Source organism: Nocardioides marmoriginsengisoli (assembly GCF_003725695.1).
Taxonomy (GTDB): domain Bacteria; phylum Actinomycetota; class Actinomycetes; order Propionibacteriales; family Nocardioidaceae; genus Marmoricola; species Marmoricola marmoriginsengisoli.
The window spans coordinates 132589-146182 of record NZ_RJSE01000001.1 but is presented as its reverse complement, the minus strand read 5'-3'; the positions used below and the strand labels follow the sequence as shown (position 1 = coordinate 146182).

12 protein-coding genes are annotated in these 13594 nt (G+C 71.3%); 3 read left to right on the top strand and 9 right to left on the bottom strand.

Annotation, left to right across the window (positions count from 1 at the left end; genetic code table 11):
* Positions 1-91: 91 nt before the first annotated feature.
* Genes EFK50_RS00725 through EFK50_RS00710 form a run of 4 tightly spaced genes read right to left on the bottom strand, consistent with a single transcriptional unit; the run spans position 92 to position 4898 of the window.
* Positions 92-2092, bottom strand: a complete 2001-nt coding sequence (locus tag EFK50_RS00725; protein WP_123225630.1) for an ABC transporter ATP-binding protein — start codon at positions 2090-2092, stop codon at positions 92-94.
* Positions 2089-3822, bottom strand: coding sequence for an ABC transporter ATP-binding protein (locus tag EFK50_RS00720; RefSeq protein WP_123225629.1), 1734 nt, complete (start codon positions 3820-3822; stop codon positions 2089-2091). Before EFK50_RS00720 ends, EFK50_RS00725 begins: the two co-directional genes overlap by 4 nt.
* Complete coding sequence (locus EFK50_RS00715) at positions 3822-4442, bottom strand: TetR/AcrR family transcriptional regulator (RefSeq protein ID WP_123225628.1); 621 nt, start codon at positions 4440-4442, stop codon at positions 3822-3824. Before EFK50_RS00715 ends, EFK50_RS00720 begins: the two co-directional genes overlap by 1 nt.
* Before the next feature lie 57 nt (positions 4443-4499).
* The gene (locus tag EFK50_RS00710) at positions 4500-4898 is read right to left on the bottom strand and encodes a MarR family winged helix-turn-helix transcriptional regulator (RefSeq protein WP_183407631.1); all 399 of its coding nucleotides are present in this window, start codon (positions 4896-4898) and stop codon (positions 4500-4502) included.
* An 86-nt stretch (positions 4899-4984) separates the two neighbouring features.
* Here EFK50_RS00710 and EFK50_RS00705 point away from each other — a divergent pair, with 86 nt between their 5' ends.
* Positions 4985-6439, top strand: a complete 1455-nt coding sequence (locus tag EFK50_RS00705) for an MFS transporter (protein ID WP_221177224.1) — start codon at positions 4985-4987, stop codon at positions 6437-6439.
* Between the two features lie 69 nt (positions 6440-6508).
* Here the strand turns inward: EFK50_RS00705 and EFK50_RS00700 are convergent, their stop codons facing one another.
* Together EFK50_RS00700 and pdxH are read right to left on the bottom strand one after the other, a co-directional pair.
* A complete protein-coding gene (locus EFK50_RS00700) occupies positions 6509-8230 on the bottom strand; it encodes a S8 family serine peptidase (protein ID WP_123225625.1) in 1722 nt (573 codons plus the stop codon).
* A gap of 54 nt (positions 8231-8284) precedes the next feature.
* On the bottom strand, positions 8285-8926 hold the full coding sequence (gene pdxH, locus EFK50_RS00695; protein ID WP_123225624.1) for a pyridoxamine 5'-phosphate oxidase: 642 nt from the start codon (positions 8924-8926) through the stop codon (positions 8285-8287).
* An 80-nt stretch (positions 8927-9006) separates the two neighbouring features.
* On the opposite strand from pdxH, the gene EFK50_RS00690 reads away from it, so the two are divergent.
* Positions 9007-10113, top strand: coding sequence for a citrate synthase 2 (locus EFK50_RS00690; protein WP_123225623.1), 1107 nt, complete (start codon positions 9007-9009; stop codon positions 10111-10113).
* A 32-nt stretch (positions 10114-10145) separates the two neighbouring features.
* On the opposite strand, the gene EFK50_RS00685 is transcribed toward EFK50_RS00690, so the two are convergent.
* Complete coding sequence (locus EFK50_RS00685; protein WP_123225622.1) at positions 10146-10775, bottom strand: DedA family protein; 630 nt, start codon at positions 10773-10775, stop codon at positions 10146-10148.
* A gap of 69 nt (positions 10776-10844) precedes the next feature.
* Between EFK50_RS00685 and EFK50_RS00680 the strand changes: the two genes are divergently transcribed.
* Positions 10845-11651 carry an isocitrate lyase/PEP mutase family protein gene (locus EFK50_RS00680; protein ID WP_123225621.1) on the top strand — a complete coding sequence of 269 codons (807 nt, stop codon included), beginning with the start codon at positions 10845-10847 and terminating at the stop codon, positions 11649-11651.
* Here EFK50_RS00680 and EFK50_RS00675 read toward each other — a convergent pair.
* Both EFK50_RS00675 and EFK50_RS00670 read right to left on the bottom strand, forming a co-directional pair.
* Complete coding sequence (locus tag EFK50_RS00675) at positions 11644-12303, bottom strand: response regulator (protein ID WP_123225620.1); 660 nt, start codon at positions 12301-12303, stop codon at positions 11644-11646. The two genes, EFK50_RS00680 and EFK50_RS00675, sit on opposite strands and share 8 nt — an antisense overlap.
* Positions 12300-13484, bottom strand: coding sequence for a sensor histidine kinase (locus tag EFK50_RS00670; RefSeq protein ID WP_123225619.1), 1185 nt, complete (start codon positions 13482-13484; stop codon positions 12300-12302). The genes EFK50_RS00675 and EFK50_RS00670 overlap by 4 nt, the downstream gene beginning before the upstream one ends.
* Positions 13485-13594 lie beyond the last annotated feature (110 nt).

Sequence of the window (13594 nt, the reverse complement as noted above, 5' to 3'; positions counted from 1 at the left end):
TCACTCGTCCTAGAAGAATGCATTTCTGGGACCACCTCCTTTCCGTGTGCGACCACGGTACGTCGGCCGCCGGGCCCGGACAACGGGTTTATCAACCCGCCACCGCAGCCGCGAACTGGGCGTTGTAGAGCCGGGCGTAGGCGCCGTCCGCGAGCAGCAGCTCGTCGTGGGTGCCCTGCTCGACGATGGCACCGTCCTCCATCACCAGGATCAGGTCGGCGTCCCGGATCGTGGAGAGCCGGTGCGCGATCACGAACGAGGTCCGGTCGGTGCGCAGCGCCGCCATCGCCTTCTGCAGGAGCAGCTCGGTGCGGGTGTCGACCGAGCTGGTGGCCTCGTCCAGGATCAGCAGCGCCGGATCGGAGAGGAACGCCCGCGCGATCGTGACGAGCTGGCGCTCGCCGGCCGACAGGTTCGACCCCTCCTCGTCGATCACGGTGTCGTACCCGTCCGGCAGCGAGTGCACGAACCGGTCCACGAAGGTCGCCCGGGCAGCCTCCAGGATCTGCTCCTCGGAGGCGTCCGGGGCGCCGTACGCGATGTTGTCGCGGATGGTGCCCTCGAAGAGCCAGGTGTCCTGCAGCACCATCCCGGTCTGCGACCGGAGGGCGGCGCGCGGCATCGAGGAGATGTCCACGCCGTCCAGCGTGATCCGGCCGCTCTGCACGTCGTAGAACCGCATCACCAGGTTGACCAGGGTGGTCTTGCCGGCGCCGGTCGGTCCGACGATCGCGACGGTGTGCCCGGGGTCGGCGACCAGCGAGAGGTCGCCGATCAGCGGCTTGTCCGGGTGGTAGCTGAAGGTCACGTTCTCGAAGCGGACCTCCCCGCGGCGCAGGCTCGGGTCCACCGGCGCGGTGCTGCCCTCGAGCGGCTCCTCCGGCGCATCCAGCAGCTCGAAGACCCGCTCCGCCGAGGCCACCCCGGACTGCATCAGGTTGGCCATCGAGGCGACCTGGGAGAGCGGCTGGGTGAACTGCCGGGTGTACTGGATGAAGGCCTGCACCTCGCCCAGCGACAGCGAGCCGCTGGCGACCCGCAACCCGCCGAGCACGGCCACGATCACGTAGTTGAGGTTCCCGATGAACATCATGATCGGCATGATCAGGCCGCTGACGAACTGCGCCGAGAAGGAGGCCTTGTAGAGCTCCTCGTTCTCCTCGGCGAAGACTCGCTCCGAGTCCGCCTGCCGGCCGAAGACCTTGACCAGCGAGTGGCCGGAGAAGGTCTCCTCGATGTGCGCGTTCAACCGTCCGGTACGACGCCACTGCTGCACGAACATGCCCTGCGAGCGCTTCATCACCCGCCCGGTGACCACCATCGAGACCGGCACCGTGACGACCGCGACGATCGCCAGCAGCGGCGAGATCCAGATCATCATGCCGAGCACCGCGAAGACGGTGAGCACCGAGGTGAGCAGCTGGCTCATCGTCTGCTGCAACGACTGGCTGATGTTGTCGATGTCGTTGGTGACCCGACTGAGCAGCTCGCCGCGCGGCTGCGAGTCGAAGTAGCTCAGCGGCAGCCGGTTGACCTTGTCCTCGACGTCCGAGCGCATCGTCAGGACGGTGCCCTGGACGACGTCGTTGAGCAGGTAGCCGGCCAGCCAGGCCAGCGCGGAGCCGAGCACGTAGATGGCGAGCACCACCAGGAGCACCTGGCCGACCTTGTCGAAGTCGACGCCCTGGCCGGGGACCAGGTCCTTCATCGAGGCGATCAGGTCCGCCTGCTTGTCCTCCCCGGCGGCTCGGAGGCGTTCGACGACCTCGGCCCGGGTCTCCCCCGGACGGAACTCCGGGCTGCGGCCGAGGTTGCCGCCGAGCAGGCCGGCGAAGATCAGGTCGGTGGCCTTGCCGAGGATCCGCGGGCCCACGGCACTGAGCACCACGCTGACCACGGTGAGCGCCACCACCGCCCCCGCCTTGATCCGGTAGGGGCGCATCCGGGCGAGCAGCCGCTTCGCCGAAGGCTTGAAGGTGGAGGCCTTCTGGCCGACCATGCCGCCGCCGAACGGACCGCGACCGGGACCGCCCGGTCCGGCCTGAACGCGCTCGGTCTCCTTGAGCTGGCCGGCGGGCTTGGTGTCGCTCATGCTGCCTCCTCCGCACTCATCTGGGACGCGACGATCTCCTGGTAGGTCTGGCACTCCTCGATCAGCGAGGCGTGCGTGCCGCGGCCGACGATCTCGCCGTCCTCGACGACCAGAATCAGGTCGGCGTCGCGGATGGTGGAGACCCGCTGCGCGACGATCACCACGGTCGCCTCGGCGGTCACCGGCTTGAGCGCGGCGCGCAGCCGGGCATCGGTGGCCAGGTCGAGCGCCGAGAACGAGTCGTCGAAGAGGTAGATGTCCGGTCTGCGGATCAGCGCCCGGGCGATCGCCAGCCGTTGCCGCTGGCCGCCGCTGACGTTGGTACCGCCCTGCGCGATCGGCGCCTCCAGGCCTTCGGGCATCGCCGCGACGAAGTCCCGGCCCTGGGCCACCTCGAGGGCCGCCCACATCTCCTCGTCGGTCGCGTCCGCCTTGCCGTACCGCAGGTTGCTGGCGATGGTGCCGCTGAACAGGAAGCCCTTCTGCGGGATCAGGCCGAGCCGGGCCCAGAGGGTCTCCGGATCCAGGTCCCGGACGTCGACCCCGCCGACCAGCACCCGGCCCTCGGTGGCGTCGAAGAGCCGCGGCACCAGGTTCACCATCGTGGACTTGCCGGCGCCGGTGGAGCCGATGATCGCCACCGTCTGGCCGGGACGCGCCTCGAAGGAGACGTCCCGGACGACGCCGACGTCGGCGCCCGGGTAGGTGAAGCCGACGTCCTCGAACCGGAGCACCCCCGGCTCGGTCTCGACGGTGACGCCGTGCGCGGGCGGGACCACCGAGGACTCGGTGTCGAGCACCTCCACGATCCGGTCCGCGCAGACCGCGGAGCGCGGGATCATCATCATCATGAAGGTCGCCATCATCACGCTCATCACGATCTGCATCAGGTAGGACAGGTAGGCCGTCAGGTCGCCGACCTGCATCTGCCCGGACTCGACCCGGTGGCCGCCGAACCAGAGCACCGCCACCGACGCGACGTTCGCGACCAGCATCACCGTCGGGAACATCCCCGCCTGCCAGCGGCCGGCACTGATCGAGACCTCGGTCAGGTCCTTGTTCGCCGCGGCGAAGCGCTTGGTCTCGCGGTCCTCCCGGACGAACGCGCGCACCACCCGGACCCCGGTGATCTGCTCGCGCAGCAGCCGGTTGACCTCGTCGATGCGCTCCTGCATCACCCGGAAGCTGGGAATCATCCGGGTCACGATGAAGCCGATCGACCCGGCCAGCACCGGGACCACCAGGGCCACCAGCCAGGAGAGGCCGACGTTGACGTGGATCGCCATCGCGATGCCGCCGACCATCATGATCGGCGCGGAGACCATCAGGGTGCCGCCCATCAGCACCAGCATCTGGACCTGCTGGACGTCGTTGGTCTCGCGGGTGATCAGCGACGGCGCACCGAAGTGCTGGACCTCGCGCGCCGAGAACCCGCCGACCCGGTGGAAGAGCGCGGCGCGGACGTCACGCCCGAAGGCCATCGCCGTCCGGGCCGAGAACCAGACCGCCACCACCGAGCAGGCGATCTGCAACAACGAGATCGCCAGCATCAACCCACCGTGCCGCAGGATGTAGCCGGTGTCGCCGGGGACGACGCCGAAGTCGATGATGTCGGCGTTGATGCTGGGCAGGTAGAGCATCGCCCCGGTGCCGACGAACTGCAGCGCGACCACGATCGCGAGCGGTCGGCGGTAGGGGCGGAGATGCTCCTTGATCAGGCGGAACAGCATCAGGACTTCTCCTTCAGGACGGTCGGGTTCTCGGCGACGGGGTCGGCGAGCAGTCCGACCAGGACGATGTCGACTATCTCCGTCGGAGACAGCAGCTCGCCATCGGTTATCTCGGCGTGGCTGCCGGCGAACACCAGCAGCCGCAGCACCCGGGTGACCTCGGCGGGCGGGACCCGGAGCAGCTCGGCGTCCGGTTCGATCAGAGCGGTGATGGCGTACGCGACGTGCGCGCGCCAGTCGCGGCGGCGGTCGTGGTCGGCCTTGACGGCATCCGGCGGGCCCATCATGCCGAGCGCCCGGATCAACCCGAACGAGGAGATGAAGCGCTCCTGGAGCAGCCGGGCGATCTCGATCAGCCGCTCCCGCAGCGGCAGGTCCCGGTCGACGGTCTCGAGCTCGGTGACGAAGGTCCCCGACCGGAACGCATGGATGACGGCCTCGTCGACCAGCTCGTCCTTGCTGGTGAAGACCCGGAAGATGGTGCCCTCCGCGACCCCGGCGGCATCGGCGATCTGGCGGGTGGTGACCGCGCGGCCGTGCTCGTGCAGCAGCGGCAGGGTCGCTTCGATCAGGGCGAGGCGCCGCTCACGGGGAGGCAGGGCGGGGGCACGAGGGGTCACCGCGCCAGGCTAGATGAGTGAGCACTCACTCACAACTGCATTTTCCGCTGCCCGCGGTCAGGCCGGCTGCTCCAGGCAGTCCGAGCCCTCCTCGCGCAGCACCCGGCGCTGGGTCGGGCGGGCGTCGGCGTACCGAGTGCGACCGGCGTCGGTCAGCGCGACGAACAGCGACCGGCGGTCCTGGGAGCAGGACTTGCGCTCGATCAGGCCGTCGCGCTCGAGCCGGGTGACCAGGCGGGACAGCGCGCTCTGCGAGAGGTGGACGCCGTCGGCGAGCACCGACATCCGCAGGCTGCACTCCTCGGCCTGCTCCAGCTGCTGGAGCACCTCGAACTCACTGGCACTCAGGCCGTGCTCGGCGCCGAGCTCGCGGTCGAGGACGCACATCAGCCGCTGGTAGCGCCCCATCAGGCGGTGCCACTCGGCCGCGAGGGCGTCATCGGTACGCGCGGACATGCTCGGAGGGTAACACATTCTGGCGCATAATATGTTTCTGCATTATTTGCTTGCGCATCTTATGCATGTGCATAAGTATGGCGAGCATGACAACCACCGCCCTCCCCACGCGCCGCGAGACCACGGCCACCGTCTCCGACGCCCACGACTGGTCCTCCCGCACCTGGCTCCTGCTCGTCGTCCTCTGCGGCGCCCTGTTCCTCGACGGCCTCGACATCTCGATGGTCGGCGTCGCGCTCCCGTCGATCGGCTCCGAGCTGGCGATGTCGCCGTCCGCGCTGCAATGGATCGTCAGCGGCTACGTCCTCGGGTACGGCGGCCTGCTGCTGCTCGGCGGCCGCGCGGCCGACCTGCTCGGCCGGCGCCAGGTCTTCCTCACCGCGGTCGCCGTCTTCGGCATCGCCTCGGTGGTCAGCGCGACGCTGAGCAGCCCGGAGGCGATCATCGCGCTGCGCTTCGTCAAGGGCGTTGCCGCGGCCTTCACCGTGCCGGCCGGCCTCTCGATCATCACCACGACCTTCGCCGAGGGACCGGCGCGCAACAAGGCGCTGAGCATCTACACCGTGGTCGGGGCGAGCGGCTTCTCGCTGGGCCTGGTCTTCGGCGGCATCCTGACCGAGATCGGCTGGCGGGCCACCTTCCTGCTCCCCGGCCCGGTGTCGCTGCTGCTCGTCCTGGTCGGCGCCAAGGTGATCCCGACGGCGGCCCGGACGCTGCGCTCGATCGCCGAGTTCGACCTCGTCGGCGCGCTGACCAGCACCGCCTCGCTGCTCACCCTGGTGGTCGCGGTCGTCGAGGCGCCGGACCACGGCTGGACCAGCGGCCTGGTGCTCGGCCTCTTCGCGGTCTCGCTGGCGCTGGCCGCGGTGTTCGTCGCGGTCGAGCTCCGGCACCCGGCCCCGCTGGTGCGGCTCGGGATCCTCCGGTCGTGGCACCTGGTGCACGCCAACGCGGCCGGCGCGATCATGGCCGGCGGGTACTTCTCCTTCCAGTTCCTGGTGACGCTCTACCTGCAGGACTCGCTGGGCTGGTCGCCGATGGCGATGGCGCTCGGCTTCCTGCCGGCGGGCGTCCTGGTGATCGCCAGCTCGACCCGGATGGACCGGGTGCTCGAGCGGGTCAGCACCCAGGCGCTGATCGCGATCGGCCTGGTGTCCTTCCTGGCGGCGTACGCGCTGTTCCTGCGGGTCGACCCCGGCCTCGGCTACACGGTGCTGCTGCTCCCGACGATGCTGCTGCTCGGCGTCGGGTTCGCGACCGCGTTCCCGTCGATCAACGCCCAGGCCACCGCCGGCGTCGCCGACCACGAGCAGGGGCTCGCCTCGGGACTGGTCAACACCTCGGTCCAGCTCGGCGGTGCCGTCGTGCTCGCCGTGGTCTCCGCGATCCTGGCCAGCTCTGCGGCCAGCGAGGGCCCGGCGCTGACCGACCAGCTGATCCCGGGGATGCTGCCGGGGCTGCGCGTGATCGTCGCGATCACCGCGGTCGGAGTGCTGGCCTCGCTCGCCACGCTCTGGGTACGGCGGCCGAGCCGGGTCTGAGCGACGACCTCGGACGCACAGCGACCCTCGCCGGGCAGTCGGCGAGGGTCGCTGCGTGCTTCCGGGCGCCTACCGCACGACGCGGTAGGCGTTCACGATGCCGTGACCGTAGAACCCGTTGTGCCGAGCGGTCCCGACGCAGGTCGCGTCGAACTCCGCCGACCGGCCGACGTCGACGTAGCTCTGGAACCCGCCCGCCGGGCAGGCGTGGTCGGTGGCAGTGCCGAGCAGCAGCGCCCGGACCACGTCCGGTCGCAGCCCGAAGTCACCGTGCCCGAGGTTGCGGCCGTGCGCGCCGACGGCGAGCGCGGCCACACCGGCAGCGTGCGGCGTCGCCATCGAGGTGCCCTGGTAGAAGGCGTAGTAACCGCAGGCGGAGGTGCCCTTGGCCGGCTTCGCCGGGCAGACCTTCTGCACCCCGGTGGCCACCCCGTCCGGCGTGATGTTGCCGTCGGCGTCGACCTCCCCGGTGTCCTGCAGCGAGACCAGCGGCACCGTCGACAGGATCATGTTCCCGTTGACCCGGTACGACGGCGTCCCGAGCCCGTCCCGGAAGTACCCGCCCGGCGCCGAGACCTCGACCTCGCCGGACCGCAGGTCGGTCGTGTAGTTGGAGTAGTCCGACTTCGTGCCCGACGGCCCGAGCGCGTTCACGCCGATCACGTTGCGGCCCTCGACCGGCAGGTCGAGGCACTTGGCGTTGTCGATCGTCCGGTCGTGCGGGTCGGCGCCGTAGTCCGGGCTGCTGATGTCGGTACGCGGGTTCGCCAGGTCCTCGTGGTTGTTGCCGGTCGCGGCCACCAGGGTGACGTTCTTCCGGTGCGCGTAGGCCAGCGCCCGGTTCATCGCCTCGATGATGACGCCCTGCTCGGCCGCCTGCTCCGGGGTGTCCTCCGGCGCACCGCCAGCGCAGTTGTAGAGCCACGGGTCGACGTAGAAGCTCATGTTGACGACGTCCAGCCCCGCGTCCGCGGAGTAGGTGAGCGCGTCCACGGTCGGCTGCAGGAAGAAGTAGCCGCTGTCCTGGCCGGCGCGCACCTCGACGAGGTCCACCTTCGGCGCGACCCCGCTGACCCCGAGGCCGTTCATCGCGGCACCGATCGTGCCGGCGACGTGGGTGCCGTGGCCGTTGTCGTCCTCACCGACCGGGTCGACGCAGCTCGCGTTCTCGCAGGGACCGTCGATCGCCGGGATGTCGGTGACGAAGTTGCGCGAGCGCTTGGTGTCGAAGTTGACGTGGATGTCCGGGTGGTCGCCCTGGACACCGGTGTCCATGATGCCGACCCGGACCTTCTTGGAGCCGAGCGTGATCCGGTGCGCCCGGTCGGCGCCGATCATCTTCATCCCCCACAGCTGGGAGTCGAACGGATCGGTCTTCGGCGCCTTCGCGTGCTTGGCCCGCGCCGCCTTCCCCTGCCGGGCGGTGCCGAGGTTCTCGCGCTCGACGCCCAGCGGGCGCCTGCTCGGGGAGTACCCGATCCTCCGGTCGGCGGCGACGCCGTCGACTCCGCTGACCTTCGCGGCCGATGCCCGGAACCCGGCATCGGCGGACTCGACCGAGACCATCCCGATCGCCCGGTTGACCGAGGTGACCTTCGCCCCGGCGGCACGGAGCCGGCCGGCGAGCTGGTCGACGGACGCGCCCTGGTCGGCGAGGACGACGTACGACGTCGCTGCCTGCTGCCGGACCTGGGACGGGCTCGCGGACGAGGTCGAGGCTGTTCCTGCGACCGTCGCGGCGAGCAGAACGGCGGCCGAGGTGACGGCTGCCGAGGTGTGACTTCTGCGCATGGCGAATACCTCCGAGAAGAGCGGGCGACCCGATGCCGTCCGCTCCTCTCGAACCTAAGGTGCGAGCCGGGCGCTGCGCCACCCCTCCGGGCCGTCGAGATAGACGAGCCGGTCGTGCATCCGTCCGCGCCGGCCCTGCCAGAACTCGATCCGGGTGGGGACGACCCGGTAGCCGCCCCAGAACGGCGGCGCCGGGATCTCCTGGCCCGCGAACCGCTGCTCCGCCTCGGCGTACGCGGCATCGAGGTCCTCGCGGGACCCGACCTCCGCCGACTGCCGCGAGGCCCACGCCCCCAGCTGCGAGTCGCGGGGGCGGGACGCGAAGTACTCCTCGGTCTCCGCCCGGGCGACCTTCTCGGCGACGCCCTCGATCCGGACCTGGCGCTGCAGCGGGTACCAGCCGAAGAGCAGCGCGCAGGCCGGGGAGACCGCGAGCTCAGCAGCCTTGCGGGACTCGTAGTTGGTGAAGAAGACGAAGCCGCCCGGGTCCAGGCCCTTGAGCAGCACCGTGCGCGTGCTCGGACCGGTCGGGGTGCTGGTGGCGAGGACCATCGCGTTCGCCTCGACCAGTCCCGCTGCTCGCGCCTCCGCGAACCAGCGCGAGAACATCGTCAACGGGTCGGCGTCCAGGTCGGCCTCGTCGAGGCCGCCCAGCTCGTACTCGGCGCGCAGGGCGGCCAGGTCATCAGGAGTCACCCCACTACCCTAAGATCTGGCTGGGTCCGGCCAGGGCGATCCCCTCCCGGCTCCGCCTGAGCCGAACGAAGGAGTTCCAGATGACCGAGGTGCACCACGGACTGGAAGGCGTGATCGCCTTCGAGACGCAGATCGCAGAGCCGGACAAGGAAGGGTCGGCGCTCCGCTACCGCGGTGTCGACATCGAGGAGATCGTCGGACGGATCCCGTTCGAGAAGGTCTGGGGCCTGCTGGTCGACGGCGCCTACGAACCGGGCCTGCCGCCCGCCGAGCCGTATCCGCTCCCGGTCCACTCCGGCGACATCCGGGTCGACGTGCAGTCCGCGATCGCGATGCTCGCCCCCGCCTGGGGCATCCAGCAGACCTACGACATCGACGACGCCCAGGTCCGCGAGGACGTCGGCCGTGCGGCCGTGATGGTGCTCTCGTACGTCGCCCAGGCGGCCCGCGGCGTCGGCCAGCCGATGATCCCGCAGAAGGAGGTCGACAAGGCCTCGACGATCGCCGAGCGGTTCATGATCCGCTGGCAGGGCGAGCCCGACCCGCTGCACGTCAAGGCGATCGACGCCTACTGGTCCTCGGCCGCCGAGCACGGCATGAACGCCTCCACCTTCACCGCCCGGGTGATCACCTCGACCGGAGCCGACGCCTGCGCCGCGCTCTCCGGTGCCGTCGGGGCGATGAGCGGCCCGCTGCACGGCGGCGCGCCGGCCCGGGTGCTGAGCATGATCGAGGACGTCGAGCGGATCGGCGACGCCTCGACCTACGTCAAGAAGCTGCTCGACGACGGCGAGCGGCTGATGGGCTTCGGCCACCGGGTCTACCGGGCCGAGGACCCGCGCGCCCGGGTGCTCCGGCGGACGGCGCGCGAGCTGAACGCGCCGCGCTACGAGGTCGCCGAGGCGCTCGAGAAGGCCGCCCTCGCCGAGCTGCGCGAGCGCCGGCCGGACCGGGTGCTGGAGACCAACGTCGAGTTCTGGGCGGCCATCGTCCTGGACTTCGCGCAGGTCCCGCCGCACATGTTCACCTCGATGTTCACCTGCGCCCGTACCGCCGGCTGGTCGGCGCACATCCTGGAGCAGAAGCGCACCGGACGGCTGATCCGCCCCTCGGCGATCTACACCGGCCCGGCCGCACGCAGCGCGTCCGAGGTCGAGGGCTACCACGAGGAGTGGGCGCTCAGCTGACCTGCTGACCCGTACGACGAGGGCCCGGATGCTCAGACGTCCGGGCCTTCGGCGTTCCTCGGCTCCCGCTCGGAACGGACCCGCCAGACCACGAGCAGGGCGACCACCACCCCGACCAACCCGATCGCGAGCCCGCGGCCGACCTGGTGCTCGACCCGGTGGTAGGAGCTGCCGGCGGCGTAGCCGAGCACCACGAACGCGGCGCCCCAGACGATCCCGCCGATCGCGTTCCACGCCAGGAACGTCCGGTACGGCATCCCGGAGGCGCCGGCGAGCGCCGGCATCATCGCCCGGAAGAACGCGGTGAACCGACCGAGGAAGACGGCGATGCCACCGCGTCGGCGGAGGAATTCCTGGGCCCGTCCGACCCGGACCTGGTGCTGGGCGAGCAGCTTGCTGGCCATCACCCGCGGCCCGAAGAACTTCTTGCCGACCTCGTAGCCGACCGAGTCGCCGACGACCGCGGCCACGACGATCACCACGATCGAGACCGCGAGCGAGAGGTGCTGCAGCGAGGAACCGACCCCGGCCAGGACCGCGGCCGTCTCGCCGGGGATCACGAAGCCGACGAAGATCGCGTCCTCGAGGAAGACCAGCAGCGCCGCGACGCTCAGCAACCAGACCGGGTTCAGGGTGAGGAGGTTGTCCAGGACGCCGGTCACGCCGCCAGTCTGCCCGACCGGCCCGCGCCGGCCCTGGGAGTCGTCGGCGCGGGCACCTAGATTGACGCCATGAGCCCTTCACCAGACCAGGCCGCTGCCTTCCTCGCGCTGCACCGCCCGGGTGCCAGCTTCGTGCTGCCGAACGTGTGGGACGCCGGGTCCGCGCGGATCCTCGCCCAGGTCGGCTTCCCGGCGCTGGCGACCACCAGTGCGGGGATCGCCTTCAGCCACGGGGTCGCGGACAGCACCCTGGGCTGGCCGGCGATGCTCGCCGCGATCACCCGGATCACCGCGGCGGTGGACTGCCCGGTCACCGCGGACCTGGAGTCCGACTACGCCGAGGACCCGGCCGGCGTGGCGGACACCGTGGCCGCCGCGATCGCCGTCGGCGTCGTCGGTGCGAACCTCGAGGACCTGGACGCCGCGGGCGCGCTGCGCGACGTCGAGGACGCGGCCGACCGGGTCGCGGCCGCCCGCAGCTGCGCTCCTGTCGGCGCCTTCGTGCTGAATGCACGCACCGACACCTACCTCACCGGGCACCCGGACGCGTTCGCCGAGACCGTGCGCCGAGCCCACCGGTACGTCGAGGCCGGGGCCGACTGCGTCTTCGTGCCCGGCGTCACCGACCTCGCCGAGATCGGCCGGCTGACTGCGGAGATCGGAGCCCCGGTCAACGTCGTCGCCGGCCTGGCGGGCCCGACCCACGACGCCGCCGCGCTCCGGGCCGCCGGGGTGGCCCGGATCAGCATCGGCGGCAGCCTGACCCGCGCGGTCCTGACCCTGGTGGAGCGTGCCGGCCGGGAGATGCTCGAGGGCACCTTCGGCTTCGTCGACGGCGCGATCCCGTACGGCGACCTGCAGGCCCGGCTCAGCTGAGGCCGGACTGGATCGCGAAGACCACCAGCTGGGCGCGGTCGCGTGCCCGAAGCTTCACCATCGCCCGGCTGACGTGGGTCCGCACGGTGTCCGGACTCAGCACCAGCTCGGCGGCGATCTCCTGGTTGGAGCGCCCGGTCGCGACCCAGCCGACGATCTCCCGCTCGCGCTCGGTGAGCTCGGCGATCCGGGCGGTCAGGTCGGGGTTCGCGTCCGGGGTCGCGGTGACCGCGCCGAACTGCTCGATCACCCGCCGGGTCACCGACGGCGCCAGCAACGAGCCGCCGTCGGCGACCACCCGGATCGCGTCCAGCAGGCTGACCGGGTCGGCGTCCTTGAGCAGGAACCCGCTGGCGCCGAGCCGGAGCGCCTCGAAGACGTACTCGTCGAGCTCGAAGGTCGTCAGCATCACCACCCGCACGTGTCCCAGCTCCGGGTCGGCGACCACGTCGCGGAGCAGGCCGAGCCCGTCCAGGACCGGCATCCGGATGTCGCTGAGCACCACGTCGGGCCGCTGCGCCCGGATCATCGCGAGCCCGGCCCGGCCGTCGGCCGCCTCGCCGACCAACTCGACCCCGTCCTCGGACCCGATCAGCGTCGCGAGACCCATCCGGACCACGGCCTGGTCGTCGACCACCACGACCCTGATCACGGCGCCTCCCCCGGGATCACCGCGTGCACCCGGAACCCGCCGCCCGGGGCCGGCCCGGTCTCCAGGGTGCCGCCGAGGGCCTGCACCCGGGACCGCATCCCAGAAATACCCAGCCCGGAAATACCCAGTCCGGAGCTGTCGAGCGCCTCGGGCGTCGGACCGCTGCCGTCGTCCTCGACGGTGACCTCCAGGGAGGCGCCGGCTCGGACCCGCACCCGCGCCGTGCCGGCGCCCGCGTGCCGCAGGACGTTGGTCAGCGCCTCCTGGACGACCGTGTAGGCGACGGCCTCGGCGCCAGGTCCAGCACCCCTGCCGTCGATGTCGAGCTCGACCTCCAGCCCGCCGGCTCGGATCCGCGACGCGAGGGTCTCCAGCTCGGCGAGCCCGTTGCGGGGCGTCCGGGGCGCCGGCTCGGTGCCGGCAGGGCCGGTCGCGGCCCCCGCCATCGGTCCCGCCACCAAGCCGGGCGCGGTCCGCGGCGCCAGCCGAGTCAGCTCGTCGCGGAGCGCGTCCAGCGACTCCCGGCTGGTGTCCCGGATCGCCTCCAGCGAACGCCGGGCCGCGGCCGGGTCTCGGTCGAGCACGTGCAGCGCCACCCCGGCCTGCATGGCGATCACCGCCAGCCCGTGCCCGACCCCGTCGTGCAGGTCCTGCGCCATCCGCAGCCGCTCCTCGGTCTCGGTCCGGCGGACCCGTTCGGTGCTGGTCTCGCGACGGTTGCGGATCGCCATCGCCAGCACCGCCGCGGCCAGGTCGATGGTGACGAACCAGCTGATCCAGCCGACGCTGCCGAGCGTGCTCTTCACGCTCATGCTGATCTCGCGGTGGATCAGGCCGACGACGATCAGCACGAGCGCGGCGCCGACGTACGGGAGCCAGGAGCGGGGCGGCCTGCGGGAGGCGAGTGCGAAGGTGCTGAGCAGCACGGTCAGGTAGACCGGGCCGTCGGCGAAGCTGGCCGCGAAGAACAGAGCGACGGCGCCGGCATTGACCAGCACGGTCACCTCGGGGAGCTCCTCGCGCAGCAGCAGCGCCAGCACCGCGACGACGATCAGCACCGCGGCGTACTTCGTCGGCTGGGTGAAGTGGGCGTCGTCGCGCTTGAGGGTGCCGATCAGGCAGATCGCCAGCACCGGCAGCAGCCACCAGTCGCGTCGCAACCGGGTCGTCAGGAAGTCCACTCCTCGACCCTAGGGCGGACCGGCCGGCTCCGCGCCCCCTGAACGGCGTACCCGGCGTACGCAAACCTGCGTACGCCGGACCCGCTTGCGGGCGGACGCCGGCCGGCCGC